This is a genomic window from Cupriavidus sp. CuC1 (assembly GCF_044627735.1).
Lineage (GTDB): Bacteria > Pseudomonadota > Gammaproteobacteria > Burkholderiales > Burkholderiaceae > Cupriavidus > Cupriavidus ulmosensis.
Genome location: NZ_JBIUHC010000011.1, coordinates 91,377 through 108,090, shown reverse-complemented (window position 1 = coordinate 108,090; position 16,714 = coordinate 91,377). Strand labels below are relative to the sequence as shown.

The 16,714-nt window shown below is 65.9% G+C and carries 11 protein-coding genes and 1 pseudogene; 7 read left to right on the top strand and 5 right to left on the bottom strand.

The window, feature by feature from the left end; genetic code table 11:
• Window positions 1-770: 770 nt before the first annotated feature.
• From ACGLHR_RS07325 to ACGLHR_RS07305, 5 genes are all read right to left on the bottom strand, one after another.
• Window positions 771-1,244: a transposase gene (locus ACGLHR_RS07325; RefSeq protein WP_400092947.1), complete on the bottom strand. Its 474-nt coding sequence runs from the start codon at window positions 1,242-1,244 to the stop codon at window positions 771-773.
• Between the two features lie 145 nt (window positions 1,245-1,389).
• Window positions 1,390-2,532, bottom strand: coding sequence for an acyltransferase family protein (locus ACGLHR_RS07320; protein WP_400092946.1), 1,143 nt, complete (start codon window positions 2,530-2,532; stop codon window positions 1,390-1,392).
• Between the two features lie 10 nt (window positions 2,533-2,542).
• The gene (locus ACGLHR_RS07315; protein WP_400092944.1) at window positions 2,543-3,265 is read right to left on the bottom strand and encodes a DapH/DapD/GlmU-related protein; all 723 of its coding nucleotides are present in this window, start codon (window positions 3,263-3,265) and stop codon (window positions 2,543-2,545) included.
• A gap of 258 nt (window positions 3,266-3,523) precedes the next feature.
• Window positions 3,524-4,666, bottom strand: a complete 1,143-nt coding sequence (locus ACGLHR_RS07310) for an acyltransferase family protein (protein WP_400092942.1) — start codon at window positions 4,664-4,666, stop codon at window positions 3,524-3,526.
• Between the two features lie 143 nt (window positions 4,667-4,809).
• A complete protein-coding gene (locus ACGLHR_RS07305) occupies window positions 4,810-6,006 on the bottom strand; it encodes a glycosyltransferase (RefSeq protein WP_400092940.1) in 1,197 nt (398 codons plus the stop codon).
• Window positions 6,007-6,344: 338 nt separating this feature from the next.
• Between ACGLHR_RS07305 and ACGLHR_RS07300 the strand changes: the two genes are divergently transcribed.
• From ACGLHR_RS07300 to ACGLHR_RS07270, 7 genes and pseudogenes are all read left to right on the top strand, one after another.
• Window positions 6,345-7,601, top strand: a complete 1,257-nt coding sequence (locus ACGLHR_RS07300; RefSeq protein ID WP_400092939.1) for an oligosaccharide flippase family protein — start codon at window positions 6,345-6,347, stop codon at window positions 7,599-7,601.
• Complete coding sequence (locus tag ACGLHR_RS07295) at window positions 7,601-8,665, top strand: glycosyltransferase family 4 protein (protein ID WP_318234433.1); 1,065 nt, start codon at window positions 7,601-7,603, stop codon at window positions 8,663-8,665. The genes ACGLHR_RS07300 and ACGLHR_RS07295 overlap by 1 nt, the downstream gene beginning before the upstream one ends.
• A 48-nt stretch (window positions 8,666-8,713) precedes the next feature.
• The gene (locus tag ACGLHR_RS07290; RefSeq protein WP_318234434.1) at window positions 8,714-9,403 is read left to right on the top strand and encodes a PIG-L deacetylase family protein; all 690 of its coding nucleotides are present in this window, start codon (window positions 8,714-8,716) and stop codon (window positions 9,401-9,403) included.
• Between the two features lie 741 nt (window positions 9,404-10,144).
• Window positions 10,145-11,131 (top strand): GlxA family transcriptional regulator, encoded by a 987-nt coding sequence (locus ACGLHR_RS07285; RefSeq protein WP_400092968.1) that lies wholly within the window; start codon window positions 10,145-10,147, stop codon window positions 11,129-11,131.
• A 136-nt stretch (window positions 11,132-11,267) separates the two neighbouring features.
• Window positions 11,268-12,800 (top strand): mannose-1-phosphate guanylyltransferase/mannose-6-phosphate isomerase, encoded by a 1,533-nt coding sequence (locus ACGLHR_RS07280; protein WP_400092937.1) that lies wholly within the window; start codon window positions 11,268-11,270, stop codon window positions 12,798-12,800.
• 194 nt (window positions 12,801-12,994) lie between these two features.
• A pseudogene (locus ACGLHR_RS07275) lies at window positions 12,995-14,374 on the top strand (undecaprenyl-phosphate glucose phosphotransferase).
• A 76-nt stretch (window positions 14,375-14,450) separates the two neighbouring features.
• Window positions 14,451-16,682 (top strand): polysaccharide biosynthesis tyrosine autokinase, encoded by a 2,232-nt coding sequence (locus ACGLHR_RS07270; RefSeq protein ID WP_400092935.1) that lies wholly within the window; start codon window positions 14,451-14,453, stop codon window positions 16,680-16,682.
• The last annotated feature ends 32 nt before the right edge of the window (window positions 16,683-16,714 follow it).

Below are 16,714 nucleotides of genomic sequence, written 5' to 3'. Positions count from 1 at the left end.
ACGTGTGAGATGTCACTTTTCTTTACTCGTAAAGAAAAGTAACCAAAAGAAAGCGATCCTTGCAGGAGGCTGGCGTGGCGTCATTGGGGACCCCAATGATTTCGTCGTACGGCCCCGGGTGCTAATGACCTCGTGCCGTTACCAGTTTAGATCATCACGACGCTGCCAATGCCCAGGGATTCGTGGTGGCCCCCACCGGTAGCCACCACCACGAATTTCAAGCCGTCTGTCGCTCGCGGCGCGGGCGGCCACGAAGTTGCAAGCGTCCCGTTTTCGTCGTGGGCGCGGTGGCACCGGATTGATGGGTCGAAGAATTTCCACCGCGCCCACCCCACCACGAAACCATCACGGCGTGATATATCGTGGCGCTTTGCGCCGGTACCGGCAGATGTGTGAATAGGCAAGGACTCCGCTACCGAGTAGCCTCACCACGAAACCAGTGCCATTCACAGAATCGTGGCCATTCAAACCGGTAACGGCACGAGTCCATTAAAACCCGGGGCCTGACGACGAAACCACCGGGCTACGCAACCCCGACACGCCAGCCTCCTGCAAGGATCGCTTTCTTTTGGTTACTTTTCTTTACGAGTAAAGAAAAGTGACATCTCACACGTTCTAAAACGGCCAACACCGTACAGCCGCGACAGCAGCTAGAAGCATCAAAACCCCGCCCACAAGAGACACTCCCGCGTCAGCGGGACTAGAAGCGATTAAATCTCGATAGCGGGAAAACGCCGAAACAACCTCCATCACACTCACCAAAACCACAATCACTTATCCTCAGGCGCAGCAAACAACGAACTCACATTCTTAGTCAACACCAACAACGTCGCCGTCTCGGCAAGCGCCTGCTCCTTCCTCCTCAACTCCCTCTCCAACTCCCGAATCCGCTTCTGATCCTGCTCATGCCGCCTGCGCACTGCGCCAATCCCGCGGTTGTCCGCCAGCGCAGCCGCGGCGCTCTGCCGCCAGCATTCCAGCTCGGTCGGGTCGACCGCATTCTCACGGCACCAGGCGGTCTTCTGCAGCTCGCCCATGGTACCAGTGGCAAGCACGGCGTCCAGGCGCGCTTCGCCGGCGCCGGGCGGGTCGGTCGGTGGTGGGGCGAGGGCTACCGCGCGCCAGCGCTCCAGCGCTGCCGGCGATATCCCCGTCTCGGCGGACACTTGCGCAACACTGGCGTTCTCGGGAGGCAGCATCCGCGCGACGGCGCGTTCCTTGAAGGACTGTGTATATCTAGCCACTGTGATTCACCTTGATTCCTCAATTGCCGCTCGGTTGCTGCCTTCCTCCCCAGGGGAAAGGCTATGGCCCCAGGCTGTTGGCAGTCGGTAACTCGAGTCCCGCGCGGCACGTGGCTTACGCCCGCGGGGACGGCGTCGGGTCAGCTCACGCGGCGTGCTGCTCGGCCGGCTGTGCGGCAGGCGTACTGCGGCGGCGGGCCGGGAACAGCGCGTCGCGGATGCGCAGGAAGGGGAACTCGATCGCGCGCGTGGCAGCGTAGCCGACGACGATCGCAATCGCAAACTGCAACGCAAGGGCGAGCCCCCACGCCACCATGACGGGGATGCCAAACGTGCTTGCCTTGCGAATAAACACATCGCCGGGGGCCAGCGCCACGGAGTGCCACAAATAGATGCCGTAGGAATACACGCCGATCCACGCCACCGCCCGGTACAGCTTGGCGCCGCGTATCGCACCGGAGTATTCGAGCACCAGCACGATCAGCGCGGCAAAGCCGATGGCCTGGATGGTGTAGCCGATGCTCTCTTCCAGCACGAGGTTGCGCTGCAGGAATACCAGCCAGACAATCGTGCCCGCCACCACGGCCAGCAGCAACAGCCTTTGCCCGGCGATGCGGCGGTACAGTTCCGGCTTCATCCAGTAGACCGTGGCCAGCATGACGCCGACGAGCAGGCTGTCGATGCGATATTGCGTGTAGGCGGAGGCCGCTTCCAGCTCGCCGCTGGCCACCGCGGCGCAGCGCGCGACCAGCACCACCACGCACAAGGTGCCCAGCGTCCAGAGGATGGTGTTGGCGCGCACGCGCAAGCGCGCGAACAGCAGCACCAGCGCCGGCAGGAACAGGTAGAAGTGTTCTTCCACGGCAAGGCTCCAGGTCTGCGCAATGGAGGAGCCGAGGTAGTTCTGCATGTGCGTGAGATTCTGGTACAGGAAGGTGCTGGTCGGGTGGCGGCCGGCCAGCACATGGAACAGGATCAGAGCGTAGTAGGCTGGCCAGATCTTGAAGATGCGGCGGACGATAAAGCGCCGCGCATCCACGCTGCCGCTCTGCGCGTACTGGCGCAGCAACAACCCCCCGACCAGGAAGCCGCTCAGCGTGAAGAACAGGTTGACCCCTTCGCGCCCGAAGTTCTTGAGCGGATACTCGATCAGGGCGACCCACTGGCTGCCGGTGCTGACCGTGTGGAAGTGCATTCCCATCACGGCAATGATGGCCAGCCCGCGAACAAAATCGAGTTCGATGGACCGGCTGGCAGGGTTGACGTCGCGGCTTGCCTGGTAATCCATGCTGTTCTCCTTATAGGGTGCCGGACGGGGTCGTGACGCCAGCGTGCCCGGGCGGGTCGAATCGCTTGCGGATGAACCGGCACGGATTGCCGCCGTAGATACCCTCGGCCTCCAGCGAGTGATGCACCACCGAGAGTGGCGTGACCACCGCCGAGCGGCCGATGGTGATGCCCTTCTGGATGACGCACTTGGACGTGATCCACACACCGTCCTCGATCACGATCGGCGCGACCTGCAAGTCCATGTTGCTGTCCACGTCGTGCGAGCCTGCCGTCAGGAAGCTGCCTTGCGAGATGCAGACGTTGGAGCCGATGCGGATGCTGGCCTGGTTGTAGATCCACACATCCACGCCGAACCAGCAGCCATCGCCCACTTCCAGGTTCCAGGGTGACTTGACGCGCAGCGGGTGGACCAGCCGGCAGTGCTGGCCGATGCGTGCACCGAACAGGCGCAGCAGGGCGACACGCAGCCCGGAGAACGGATTCAGTTTATTGTTGATGATGCCGGCTTCGACCAGGAACCAGGCCGCCTCGACCAGCCGGCTGCGGCGGCGCACGTAGTTGCCCTTTCCGGCGCGGGTGAGGTCGATGACGCGGTGTCCCGGCGGGCTGGCCAGGCTGTCCCGGCTTGCATCGCGGTAGCTTTCGCGACTGGCTTCGCGACTGGTGTCACGGCCAGCCCCGCGTGGATCGCCGACGACATCGAGACAATCGGCAAATGCTTCGGTATCCATGTTCCGCCTCTCACTGGGTGGCCCCGCGGCGCTCTCGGCAATGCTGGGCATCGCCGCGCGGAAGAATCCATCGTATTGCGCGCTGCATCCTGCATCTTGCATTCGCAGGAACGCGAATTCATTCATTACGTTCCTGTCGAGAAAATTATCGAACGTGAAAACGTGGCTGGCCCGCAATTTGGCGCGATTGGCCTTTCGCAAGGGGCGTTTTGGCGGCTCCGCACTACGCCGGGGGCGTGGTGCGGCATGGCCGCGACGTCAAGCGCCGATCTTGTCCTTGCCAAGCACGTCGGCGCCGCCGCGCGGGCCGGCCGGAAAGAGCGCGTCGCGCAGCCGCAGGAAGGGCAATTCAACGGCACGGGTGGTCAGGTAGCCCACCGCAATGGCAATGGTGAACTGCATGACGAGCGCCAGCACCCAGACCAGCGCCGGCGGCAGCCCATGTGCCAAGGCCGCATGAATCATCAGGGCGCCGGGCGTGCGCGCCACCGTGTGCCACAGGTAGATGCCATAGGAATACACGCCGATCCAGGCGACGGCCCGGTACGCGACACTGTCGCGCAGGCGGCCGGAATGCTCCAGCACCAGCACGATCAGGGCAATGAAGCCGATGGACTGGATGGTGAAGCCGATGCTCTCCTCGACGACGATATCGGCCTGGCAGAACAGCAGCCATGCCAGCAGCCCCGCCACCGCGGCAGCCAGCCAGCCGCGCCGTGCCGCCAGCTTGCGGTAGATGCCGGGCTTCATCCAGTACAGGACCGCCAGCATCACGCCAAACAGCATGCTGTCGACGCGATACTGCGTGTACACGTAGGCGCCCCGGATGTCGCCGCCGGCGACGGCCGCGCTGCGGGCCAGCAAGACCAGCATGCAGGCCGCCGCGAGCAGCCATAGCAACCGTTCCGGTGTCAGGCGCAATCGCGCGCACAGCAGCAGCGCAATGGGCAGCAGCAGGTAGAAGTGTTCTTCCACCGCCAGGCTCCAGGTCTGCGCGATGGAGCTGCCGAGATAGTTCTGCAGATGCGTCGCGTTCTGCAGCAAGAAGGTGTTGCGTGCATGATGGCCAGACAACGCGTGGACCAGGATCAGCAGGTAGTAAGCCGGCCAGATCTTGAAGATCCGGCGAATGAAAAAGCGCCGCGCGTCCACGGTGCCGGTCTGCGCGTACTGCCGCAGCAGCAACCCGCCCACCAGGAATCCGCTGAGCGTGAAGAACAGCGTGACGCCTTCCCGCCCAAAGTTCTTTAGCGGATATTCAAGCAGCCAGATCAGGCGGCTGCCGGTGTCGACGGTGTGGAAGTGAATGCCCATGACGGCGATGATGGCCAGGCCCCTGACGAAATCCAGTTCGACGAAGCGGCTGTGGCAACGCGCGTACGCGTCTACTGTGCGATGCATGCAAAAGGCCTCCTGCCGGTGCGATCCGCACGGCATGCTGTGACCCTGGGCGATGTAGGTTCGTGGCCATGGCGTTGCCATGGCTGCGCGGGCAGCGGCACCCCCGAACGGGTACTGCTTGTGTCTTGTCACGCAAGCGAGCGTCAGGCAGCCGCGCGGCGCAGCGTCTGTTTGAATTCGTTCAAGGTATGCCGGGCCAGCAGGTGGGCCCTGGCGGATTCGGCCGACGGCGCCGTGGCCGCCACGGGCCAGGACAGCTGGTCCAGTGCGCGCTGGATGGCGGGGCCGGACAGGTCCTCCAGCACCGGCCCGAGCTCCTGCCCCTGGCAGAACCAGCCGATCAGGCCGTCGGTGGTGGCGATCACGGGCTTGCCAAAGCGGTAGGCCTGCACCAGTACGCCGCTCATGCCGTAATGGCCCTTGTAGCCGAGCCAGACGGCGTCGCAGGCGGAGAACAGGTCCGCCTCCTCCTCGTCGGTGATGAAGCGGTCAAAGATCACGGGCGGCGGTGACAGCGTGGACGCGGCCGCCTGCAGGAACGCGCGCGTCTGTGGGTCCTGCTGGCCGGCAATCACTAGCATGGGCGCGCGCGGGTGGCCGGCCAGCGCGGCGACCAGTTCGCAAATGCCCTTGCGTTCCGTGACTGCGCCGTACACCAGCAGGCAGGTGCCGGCGCTGCGTCCCGGGCCTTGGCCCAGCCCCAGCCGCTGCCTGGCGGCCGCGGGATCGGCCGGGAGCGCGTCGGGACAGGGATCGGCCAGGTAGGCGAGGGCGGTGCGGCCGTTGCCGCGCGGATACCACTGCGCAAGGGTCGGGTCGATCGACAGCAGGGTCTTCATGCCGCCGGACTCCACGGCGCGCCGGAACAGCCACGTCTTGACCGCGTTCACCAGCGGCTGGTGCGGGGACTTCACGCCCACCTTGCTGTGATGGAAGTTTGCGCGCATCGTAATGCCGACCCATGGCACCTTGGCAAACGGCGAGCCAAGCAACGGGAGCACATAGAGGAAGTAGTCGGCATAGGGCACCACCACCAGCGAGATGTCGCGCAGGCCGGCCGCGACCTGGAAGGCATGGCGGAAAGTGCGCCAGAAGCGGACATAGCTGATCTTGCCCAGGCCGCTGCCCACCGCGGGCGGTGGCTGCGTAAAGACGATGCTGGCGGCGGGATTCTGCCCGGCCAGCATGCGCTGGGCGAGCGGATGCGCCTGGTTGCCGGGGTCGGTCACCACCATGCAGTGGTAGCCGGCCTCCGTGTAGGCCTGTACCGCCCATTCGACGTAGCGCCAGCGGTGGCCGGTGAAATCGTGCTCGATGATCAGTGCGGTTGGCTCGGACATCGCGTTTTTCATGCACGGTGGGGCGAGCCCGGTGTGCGGCGGGTTGCGGATGTTGCCACACTAACACCGCCGTCTTTGCGCCGGACGCCAATTTGCGGGCCGGCTTGGCGGATAAAGGCGGGCGGAGGCGGGCAAGGGCCAGCGAGAGCCGATTGCGCAAGCCCGCCCCGGCGCCGCACGCATGTGACGGATTAACGCTAGGCGATGGCGATTCCTGTTGCCGCGCCTACGGTAAGTTGTGCTTCATGGCTGGCGCACGGCGCCGGCCGGGCCGGCACGGATGCCCGTGCTGGCTGCACCGGTGCCTGGCATCGGTGCTCAACCAATGTTGGGGCAATATGGCCAGATCCCTGAGGAATGCCTTTTTCCTGCCGCTGACCGGCCTGCATGCTAGTTCGGCCGCGTGGGTGCTGGGGCAGCAGGTGCTGGTGCGGGGGCTGGTTGCCGTCAAGTTCCTGATGGTCGGGCGCATCCTGGGCCCGTCGGCGGTCGGGATCGCCGCCGTGGCGCTGCTGGCCGTGGCGATTGCCGAGGCGCTCAGCGATACCGGCTTGCCCCAGGCAGTGGTGCAGGACAAGCAAACGCCCACCCCCGACCAGCTCAGTGCGCTCTGGACCGCGCTGACGTGCCGTGGCGCGGGGGTGGCATTGCTGCTGGTCGCGCTGGCGCCGCTGCTGGAGGCGCAGTTCCACCTCGCGGGCTCCTTGCTGTTGCTGCAGCTGGCTGCCGCCCTGCCGCTGATTCGCGGCCTGGCCTCGCCGGCCTATTTTGTGGTGACCCGCGACCGGGGCTTCCAGCATATTGCCGGGATCGAGGTGGCGGCCGCCGGCACCGACTGCGCCGTCAGCCTGGCGTGCGCTTTCGCGGGCGCGGGCGCCATGTCGATCCTGATCGGGCTGCTGGCCGGCGAATCCGTCAAGACCGCGCTCACCTGGCTGAGCATGAGCCCCCGGCTGCCGCTGCGCCTCCAGTGGGCCGGCATCGGCCACTACGTCGGCTTCAGCCGCTGGATCTGGGCGGGCAGCGTGGTCAACCTGCTGCTGAACCAGTTCGACAAGGTCATCGTTGGCAAGCTGCTCGGCCCGGCCCAGCTGGGCGCCTACCAGATGTCGTCCAAGTTCGCGCAGATGCTGCTCGCCGATGCCGGCATCGCGATCTCGCAATACCTGTTTCCCACCTTTGCCGCCCGTTTCCGCAAGCAGGATGGCTCCGACGCGGTGCTGCTGCGCCGCTTCGTGCTGATCGGCGGCCTGGGGCTGGCGATCGTGGTGGTGCTGCTGCGGCTGGTGGCCGAGCCACTGTTCCTGCTGGTGCTGGGGCCGGCCTGGCTCGGCGCGGTGCCGTTGTTCCGCATCTTCACCATCAATATGGCGATTGGCGGGCTGATTGCCGTGCTGGTCGCCTACCTGCGCGCCGTGGGCATCCCCAAGGCCGCCACGCATGCCTCGGTGCTGCAGGTCTGCGTGTTGCTGGCCACCGTGCCGCCCGCCACCCGCTACTGGGGCGCGCAAGGCATTGCCTGGTCGATGACGGCGGGCCTGGCGGTCGCGGCGGCATGGATGCTCTACCAGATCCTGAAAATGAGGAGGGTGTGATGCGGATTCTCCATCTTGTGCTGGCGCCGCGCCTGTCAGGCGCGGAGATGCTGGCGAAAGACCTGGCCATCTACCAGCAGGCCCACGGCGACACGGTCTGCGTGTCGGCCCTGATGCCACAGCAGGAGGACTTCGCGGCGCTGCGCACGCAGCTCGATGCGGCTGGCGTGCTGTGCCTGTTTCCGGACCAGCCCCGGCGCTTGGCCGGGCGGCTCTGGCACCTGCGCGGCGTGCTGCGCGACTACCAGCCGGACATCATCTTCGCCCACGCCACCATCCCGGCCTTCTATGCGCGGGCCCTGCCGTCGCGGGTGCCGGTGGTCTACGTGATGCACTCCGCCGCCAACGATTTCGAGAGCACCGTGTTCCGCTACGTCGAGCGGATGCTGTCCACGCGCGCCCGCGCGGTGATCGGGGTGTCGCAGGGGAATATCCGCGACTATATCAACTCGGTGGGCACGCACCCGCTGATGGCGGTGATCCCCAACGGCGTGGACACCCGCCGCTTCTTTGTGCGGCCCGCGGGCCAGCGCGAGGCGGCGTCGCGGCTCGTCATCCAGGTGGGCCGCTATGCGGCGATCAAGAACCAGCTGCATACCGTGCTGGCGTTCCGCGAGGCGCTCAAGAGCGTGCCGAACGCGCGGCTGGAGATGTATGGCGTGATCGAGGATCCCGATTACTACGTCAAGGTCTGCGCCCTGGTGGAAGAGCTGGGCCTGGCCGACAAGGTGCGGGTCAACGGGCCGCAGACCAACATCCCGGACCTGCTGGCGGGCGCATCCGTGTTTGCCATGCCGTCGGCATCGGAGGCGCACAGCATTGCCTTTCTAGAAGCGTTGGCGACAGGCATGCCGGTCGTGGCGAGCGGCATTCCCGCCTTTGCTTTCGCCCGCGACTTCGCGGGCGTGCAACTGCTGGACACCGGCGATGCCGCCGCCTATGGCGCGGCGCTGACAAGGGCGCTGGCGCAGCCGCGGGTCGCGCGCTCGCTTGATGGCCTGACGCTCAAGGACACGGCCGACCAATACCGCGCGCTGGCGCGCAGGCTGATCAGCACGGCGTGACGGGTGCCCTGGGGCGCCTGGCGTCACGGGATAAGAACCGGAGGAGATATGGAACCCAAGCGTGTACTCGTCTTGAGCCCGCACGCGGACGATGCGGAGCTGGGCGTGGGCGCATACCTGGCCCGGGTCATCGATGCCGGCGGCGAAGTGATGGTGGCCTTGGCAACGGTAGGGAAGAGCCGGTCGCTATGCCTGGGCCGGGAGGTGACCGAGCAAGAACGGCTCGACGAGTTCTCCGAATCGATGAGCGTGCTTGGCGTGCAGACGACCGAGGTCCTGACACGGGGGCTCGATGGGGTGCTGGACAGCTTTCCGCGCGCGCAGATGGTCGGCATGCTGGACGCGCTGCAGAACCGCTTCGAGCCGGACGAGGTGCTGATCCCGCTGTCGTCTTCGCACCAGGACCATCGCTATTGCTGGGAGACCGGCGTTGCCGCCACGCGCCTGAACCCCGCCAAGCATGCCCCCCGCCTGGTAGCGGCCTATGAGTATCCGGCCACGTGCTGGGGCGGCGGCGGCATCGTCAATCCCCTGGGAGGCTCGCTCTATATCGATGTGAGCGCCACCTGGCCGCGCAAGGTGGAAGCGTTGCGCAGGCACCGGTCGCAAATGCATGAGGGAGCGGGGCACCTGGTCAGCATCGAAGGCGTCACGGCGCTGGCGCAGTGGCGAGGCGCGGAAGCCGGCTTCGCGCTGGCGGAAGTGCTGCACATCATGCGCGCGCGCTGGCCGGGATGAGGCTGGCCTGCTGCCCCAAATTTGCGTATGCACAGGCCCGGGCATCTCGGGCCGTGTCGCGGCACGCTGCGCAAGGGTACTAGTCCTGCGCGCTCGCGCCGACTGCACCCGTCACCGGGTTGCGCCGGGTTCAGCGACCGGCCGCCAGCGCTCGCGCGCCACGCTTTCAGTCCCCCTGGTCAAGCAAGCCGTCCGTCCTGTGACGGCAAAGCCCTCCTGCGTCTCGGCGAGACATAAATCTTTCATTCATCCCCGGAACAACAAAAAAGATCGGCGATGGCCATCGGGCGATATATCCGAATGGCTGGTCCAGGGCATTAATTAATTTGTAATAAATTTCAATGTTGGTAATGATTTTATCTATGTTTCAGTGTGGCCGAAGCTCCACCCCAAATAGTGGAATTAATGTCGGATTCCCGCTTTCGTGCACCTATTCCGACACTTATGTTCGGTAGGTAACGCACCAATTGGTGCATCGTTTGGTGCAACGCATCATTCCTCGTAGAGTAGGACATGGTTGCAGAACAGCACACTGGGACAGGCGATTTTAGGTGAGGTCGCTACCAAAAAAGGCTGTATTTACAACGGCTTGCATGGAATTTTGGAGCGGCGGATGCCTTCCGCCAACATCTCGCTACTTTCCGACACGGACGTATTCGTCTGGATCTGGGATCGCTAGGATGCATTGCAACACCAATAAATTCGCGCAAGAACGGATCAACAATTTTTTTGGGGAAAATCATGCCGTACGCCCAACTCGAACCCACAACGGTTAGTTGGCTTCATGCCTCAACTAACCGTTCAAAGTGCGCCGCTCGGCGCGTCGGCATTTTGTTGTTCGATGGTTTTTCATTATTGGGCGCGGGTTTGGTGGCTGAGCTATTCCAGACCGCTAATGAATGTTCCGCGTCCGATCCGGCTAAAGAATCCGCTTATGACGTCCGCCTTCTCTCGGTCGACGGGGGCAGCGTTGCCTGCTCCGCGTCCGTACGGGTCTGGACGGATGGCCTCGATCCGCGCCAGTTCATCGGCTTCGATGTGCTCTTCATCGCCGGTGGCGCGGGCGCCCATACCGCCGCGGCAGACGAGCGGCTGCTGCGCTGGCTGCGCGTCGTCTCCCCCCGCACTCCCACGGTGCGGCCCATCGCCGAAGGCCGGGCCGTGCTGGCGGCAGCCGGGGTCCTCAAGCCGCAGGAGGACGAGCATCGCAATCCCGTGTTCGGGCTGCATGCCTCGGATGAGTCCGGCGAGCAGTACGAACTCGTCAGGGGTGCGCTGACGCTGATCAAGCGCGATCTCGGCCTGGACGTGGCACGCGCGGTCGGTACCCGCGTGATGCCCGCCTGGACCGCCCGCCTGATGCCTCGGCTCGCCGATACCGGTGCGACCAGCGCGGGTGACAAGATCCGGGCGGCCGCGCGCTGGCTGCATGAGCACTGCGAGCAATCCATCTCGGTGTCCGATGCGGCGCAGGTGGCGGCCATGAGCGAGCGCAACTTCCTGCGCCGCTTCAAGCTGGAAATGGGCGTGACGCCGTCCGACTACCTGCTGCACGCCCGCCTGGATACCGCTTGCAGTTTCCTGGCCGAGACGGAGCTGCCTGTCGACAAGGTGGCACGGCGCTGCGGCATGGGCAATGGCGACAGGCTGGCCAAGATCTTCCGCAAGCGCATGTCGATTTCCCCCACGGAATACCGTCAGCGCAGCAAGGTCAGCGCGGTGGGGTAACAGACATGCGGGGCATGAAGGGCATGCGGGACCGGCAGCGGGTCCGCAGGTCCGCGCATTGCCCCGCGTAGACGATTGGCGCCACGGGCCGCTTGCAAGAGCGAGAGCGCGGCGCCCGACCAGGGAGGGCTGGATCATGTCGAAGAAGATGCTGAAGCCTGTTGCCGTGCAAACCGGGGACGCCGTTGCGGTGGCGCCGGACACGCCCGCGCGCTTGCGCATTGCGCCCGTGGTGCTGGCCGGCGGCGCCGGCACGCGGCTGTGGCCGCTGTCGCGAGAACATTTCCCCAAGCAACTGATCGACCTGGTCGGCAAGGACTCGCTGTTGCAGTCCACGCTGCTGCGCATGCAGGGCTTCTCCGCCGGTCACGAGATCGAGCCCAACGCCATCATCGTCTGCGGCGACGAGCATCGCTTCATCACCAGCGAACAATTGCAGGCCAGCGGCATGCAAGGCCGGCTGGTGGTGGAACCGGCCCGGCGCAATACGGCGCCCGCGCTCACGCTGGCCGCATCGCTGGCGCTGGCCGGCGGCCAGGACGCAATCCTGGTGGTCATGCCGGCCGACCACGCGATTGCCGATACCGGCGCCTTTCACCGGGCGCTGTCGATCGCGGCCGCGCATGCCGACGAGGGGGCCATCGTCACCCTTGGCGTGCCGCCCACCCGGCCTGACACGGGCTATGGCTACATCAAGCTTGGCGAGCTGCTGCCCGACGGCGTGCGCCATATGGAGCGCTTCGTCGAGAAGCCGGCGATCGAGCTTGCCGCGCAGTACGTGGCCAGTGGCAACTACTGGTGGAACAGCGGCATCTTCGTGGTGCGCGCCACGGTCTGGATGAAGGCGATCGAGGCATTGCATCCGGTCATCCACGAGATGTGCGTTGCGTCCATGGCCGAGGGCAAGCAAGAGGGGCAGTTCTTCCGGCCCGCGTCGAGGCAGTTCTTCCTGAGCCCGTCGGACTCGATCGACTACGCCGTGATGGAGCGCCTGGACCACCCGGCCTCACCGTGCCGGGGCGTGGTGGTGCCGCTGGAGGCGGGCTGGTCGGACCTGGGCTCGTGGGACGCCGTGTGGGATGCCATGGACAAGGACGCCGAAGGCAACGCCGGGCGCGGCCGCGTGGTGTTCGAAGGCGCGCATTCCAGCTATGTCCATTCCGACGGGCGCCTGGTGGCGTGCGTCGGGACCAGCAACATCGTGGTGGTGGAGACCGCCGACGCGGTGCTGGTGGTGGATCGCTCGCACGTGCAGGACGTCAAGGATGTGGTCGCGCGCATGAAGATCCTGCACGCGCCGGAGGCCGACGCGCACCGCAAGGTGCGCAGGCCCTGGGGCTTCTATGACTCCATCGAGCATGGCGATCGCTTCCAGGTCAAGCGCATCGTGGTCCAGCCGGGCGCGCGCCTGTCGCTGCAGCTGCACCACCACCGCGCCGAGCACTGGGTGGTGGTCAGCGGCACGGCGATGGTCACGCGCGGCGAGGAGCAGTTCCTGCTCAGCGAGAACCAGTCCACCTTCATTCCGCTCGGCGTGCTGCATCGCCTGGAAAACCCGGGAAAGCTCCCGCTGGAAATCATCGAGATCCAGTCCGGCGGCTACCTGGGCGAGGACGACATCGTGCGCGTCGACGATACCTACGGCCGCTGCCCGGGACCACAAACATAAGGGAGCAAGGCGCCAAGGAGCGCCGGGCCACGCGCGCGCCGCCGCACGCGACCATGGGGAGGTCGTGCCGGCGCGGCAGGAAAGCGTGACGTGGCGCGCGGGGGAGTGACGCAAAGGAAGTGAAGCAAAGGAAGTGAAGCAACGCAACGAGTGGTGAAGAAACGCGAAGGGCTGGGAAGAACGGGGAGAGGAACATGCTCAAGATCGAAGGGTTGCTGGCGCGCCTTCTGGACGTCGCGCTGGTGTTTGCCGGTGCCGCGATTGCCTCGCACATGCGCTTCAACGACATGTCGCAGCGCACGTTCTACGACGTGTTCATCGCGCTCTCCGTTGCGTTCACGCTGGCCTTGTTCCCCGCCTTCGGCATCTATGAGTCCTGGCGCGGACGCTCCAAGATCGGGCTGGCCGGCCATATCGCGCTGGCCTGGCTGCTGGTGCAGTTCAGCGGCGTCATGGTGCTGTTCTCGTTGCACCATATCGACATCATCTCGCGCCTGTGGTTCGTCTACTGGACGGGCTCCACCGGCGCCATGCTGATCGTGTCGCGCCTCATGACCCATGCCGTGCTGGGCCAGGTCCGCAGCGCGGGCATGAATTTGCATAAGGTCGCCGTGGTTGGCTGCGGCGCGCACTGCAGCGCGGTCATCCGGCGCGGCGTGGCCGCGCCTGCCTCCGGCTTTCGCGTGGTGGCGGCGTTCAACGTGGCGCCGCAGGCCGGCAGCCTCAACGCGAAGGTGCCGACGTTCGACGATCGAGCCGCCTTCCACCGCTATATCCGTTCGCAGGATATCCACGAGCTGTGGCTGGCGCTGCCGCTGTCGCAGGAACGGACCATCCTTGAGTTCGTGGAGGAATTCCGCGACTAGCTGGTCAATGTCCGCTTCATGCCGGACCTGCACAGCCTGGCGCTGTTCGACAGCGGCACCATCGAACTGATCGGCATGCCGGCAATCAACCTGGTGGCGTCGCCGCTATCGGCCACCGCGCTGCGCCAGAAGGACGTATTCGACCGCCTCTTTGCCGCGGCCGCGCTGATCGGCCTGTCGCCGCTGCTGATCGCCATCGCCATTGCCGTCAAGCTGTCGTCGCGCGGGCCGGTGCTGTTCAAGCAAAAGCGCAAGAGCACCGACGGGCGCATCTTCACCATCTACAAGTTCCGCTCCATGCGCACGCATGCCGAGGCGGCCGGCGTGGTGACCCAGGCCAAGCGCAACGACCCGCGCATCACGCGCGTGGGCGCGTTCCTGCGGCGCACCAGCCTGGATGAGCTGCCGCAGTTCTTCAACGTGCTGCGCGGCGACATGTCGGTGGTGGGGCCGCGCCCGCATGCCATCGAACATGACGACCAGTACCAGAAGCTGGTCAGCGGCTATATCCACCGCTACCGCGTCAAGCCCGGCATTACCGGCTGGGCCCAGGTAAACGGCTACCGCGGCGAGACGGATCGCATCGAGAAGATGGAAGGCCGCATTGCCTGCGACCTGTACTACCTGGGCAACTGGTCGTTCGCGCTCGATATGCGGATCATCGCGGCCACGGTGGTCAAGGGCCTGGTGCATCGCAACGCGTACTGAACGACAAGACGGGGCCGCGGCACGCGCGAAGAGCGTAGCCGGCGGGAAGCGATGGTTAGATGCAAGTCAACACGATATGGCGACCTCATTCGATACCCAATACACCGATGTCTCCGGCCCGACCGAGCTTCGGCTGTCCGACTACCTGGTGACGCTGGTCGACCACTGGCGCATGATCGCGGCCATCACCTTGCTGGCGCTGGTGCTCGGCACGGTCTATGCACTGCTGCAAAAGCCGGTCTATCGCGCCGACGCCATGATCCAGGTGGAGGAAAGCAAGGGCGGCAACGCCAATGCCAACCAGGGCGCGTCGCTGCAGACGCTGTCGTCGATCTTCGATCCCAACTCCTCCACGGCGGCCGAGATCGAGCTGATCCGGTCGCGCCTGGTGGTGGAGGAGGCGGTGCGCAAGCTGCATCTGGATATCGCGGCCAGGCCGCGCTACTTCCCGGTGATCGGCGCGTGGCTGGCGGCGCGCAACAGCGGCCTGGCGCCGCCCACGGAGCTGCTCGGCCTGTCGCAGTACGCGTGGGGCGCGGAATCCATCACGATGTCGCTGTTCGACACGCCGCAGAAGTACTACGGCAAGGTGTTCACGCTGATCGCCGACAGCGCGCACACCTACACCTTGCGGGATCCCGAAGGCAAGTCGGTGCTGCAGGGCCGGGTTGGCGAGGAGGCCGCAGGCACCACCGCGCTGGGCCCGGTGCGCATCCGCGTGGACGAGCTGGTAGGGCGCAACGGGTCGCAGTTCGAGCTGGTGCGCGCATCGACCATCGGCACGGTGGAACGTATCCAGCGCGCGCTCGCCGTGGGAGAGTCCGCCCTGCAGTCCGGCATCATCCGCGCCAGCCTGGAAGGGCCGGACGCCAAGCTCACCGCGGACATCGTCAACACTGTCGCGCGCCAGTTCGTGCAGCAGGACATTGGCCGGCGCTCCGCCGAAGCCGAGCACACGCTGGCGTTCCTGGACCAGCAACTGCCGGCGCTGCGCAAGGAGCTGGACCTGGCGGAAGAGCGCTACAACTCCTTTCGCAATCGGCAGGGCACCGTCAACCTCGGCGAGGAAGGCCGGCTGCTGCTGCAGCAGATCGTGGAGAACAAGACCAACCTGGCCCGCTTGCAGACGCGGCTGGCCGAGATCCGCACGCACTACACCGACGCCAACCCCGCGGTGGTGGCGCTGATGGCACAGATCGAAACGCTGAGCGCGCAGCAGGGCACGCTGCGCCGCAGCGTCTCCGTGCTGCCCGATACCGAGCAGACCGCCCTGCGGCTGGAGCGGGACGTGCGCGTGGATACCGAGCTCTATACCAACCTGCTCAACAACGCGCAGCAACTGCGCATCGTCAAGGCTGGCCAGGTCGGCAACGTGCGCGTGGTGGACTTTGCCGAACCCGCGGACGATCCGATCCGCCCGCAACGCGCCATGCTGGTGCTGATCAGCGGCGGCATCGGCCTGGTGCTGGGGGCCTTGCTGGCCTTCCTGCGCAAGGCCCTGTATGGCGGCGTGGAGCATCCGGAAGAGCTCGAGCGGATGCTGGGCGTGCCGGTCTGCGCGGTGGTGCCGCGTAGCCAGACGCAGCTGCGCCTGCAGCGCGAGCTGCGCGCCTCCGGCAGCAGCGGGCTGGGGGTGCTGGCGGCACGCGCGCCGGACGACATCGCGGTGGAAGGCGTGCGCGCCTTGCGCACCACGCTGCAATACGCGCTGCGCACCGCCCGCAACAATGTGGTGATGCTGACCGGCTCGCGCCAGGATGCCGGCAAGTCGTTCCTGTCCGTCAACCTGGCCGCGCTGGTGGCGTCAGGGCGCAAGCGCGTGCTGCTGATCGATGGCGACATGCGGCGCGGCGAGGTTCACGTGCACTTCGGCCTGTCGCAGGTGCCGGGCTTGTCCGACACGCTGATGGGCACCGACATCGACTCCGTGGTGATCCGCGGGGTATTGCCCGGCCTGGACGTGCTGACCCGCGGCAGCCTGCCGCCCGACCCGGCGGAGCTGCTGATGAGCGATCGCTTCCACACCATGCTGGCTTTGTTCAAGCAACGCTATGACATGGTCATCATCGACACGCCGCCGGTGCTCGCGGTCACCGATGCCGCGCTGCTCGGGCGGCATGCGGGCACCACCTTGCTGGTGGTGCGCCACGGCCGGCATTCCGCGGCCGAGGTCAGCGAGACCGCGCGGCGCCTGAACAGCGGCGGCGTGACCCTGCAGGGTGTGCTGCTGACCGACGTCCCCAAGCCGCCACTGCTGCTGCGCACGGGCTACACCGAGTACTACGGCTACGAAGGGCGGGTGAAGTAAGGCCGCGGGGGGGCCGCTCACTCGAAATCCAT

What these genes read in the sequence shown, in the direction of transcription:
- ACGLHR_RS07315 (WP_400092944.1), bottom strand. Translation starts at nt 3,265, where the DNA reads ATGGATACCGAAGCATTTGCCGATTGTCTCGATGTCGTCGGCGATCCA.
- ACGLHR_RS07280 (WP_400092937.1), top strand. Translation starts at nt 11,268, where the DNA reads ATGTCGAAGAAGATGCTGAAGCCTGTTGCCGTGCAAACCGGGGACGCC.
- ACGLHR_RS07270 (WP_400092935.1), top strand. Translation starts at nt 14,451, where the DNA reads ATGGCGACCTCATTCGATACCCAATACACCGATGTCTCCGGCCCGACC.
- ACGLHR_RS07300 (WP_400092939.1), top strand. Translation starts at nt 6,345, where the DNA reads ATGGCCAGATCCCTGAGGAATGCCTTTTTCCTGCCGCTGACCGGCCTG.
- ACGLHR_RS07285 (WP_400092968.1), top strand. Translation starts at nt 10,145, where the DNA reads ATGCCGTACGCCCAACTCGAACCCACAACGGTTAGTTGGCTTCATGCC.
- ACGLHR_RS07310 (WP_400092942.1), bottom strand. Translation starts at nt 4,666, where the DNA reads ATGCATCGCACAGTAGACGCGTACGCGCGTTGCCACAGCCGCTTCGTC.
- ACGLHR_RS07305 (WP_400092940.1), bottom strand. Translation starts at nt 6,006, where the DNA reads ATGTCCGAGCCAACCGCACTGATCATCGAGCACGATTTCACCGGCCAC.
- ACGLHR_RS07320 (WP_400092946.1), bottom strand. Translation starts at nt 2,532, where the DNA reads ATGGATTACCAGGCAAGCCGCGACGTCAACCCTGCCAGCCGGTCCATC.
- ACGLHR_RS07295 (WP_318234433.1), top strand. Translation starts at nt 7,601, where the DNA reads ATGCGGATTCTCCATCTTGTGCTGGCGCCGCGCCTGTCAGGCGCGGAG.
- ACGLHR_RS07290 (WP_318234434.1), top strand. Translation starts at nt 8,714, where the DNA reads ATGGAACCCAAGCGTGTACTCGTCTTGAGCCCGCACGCGGACGATGCG.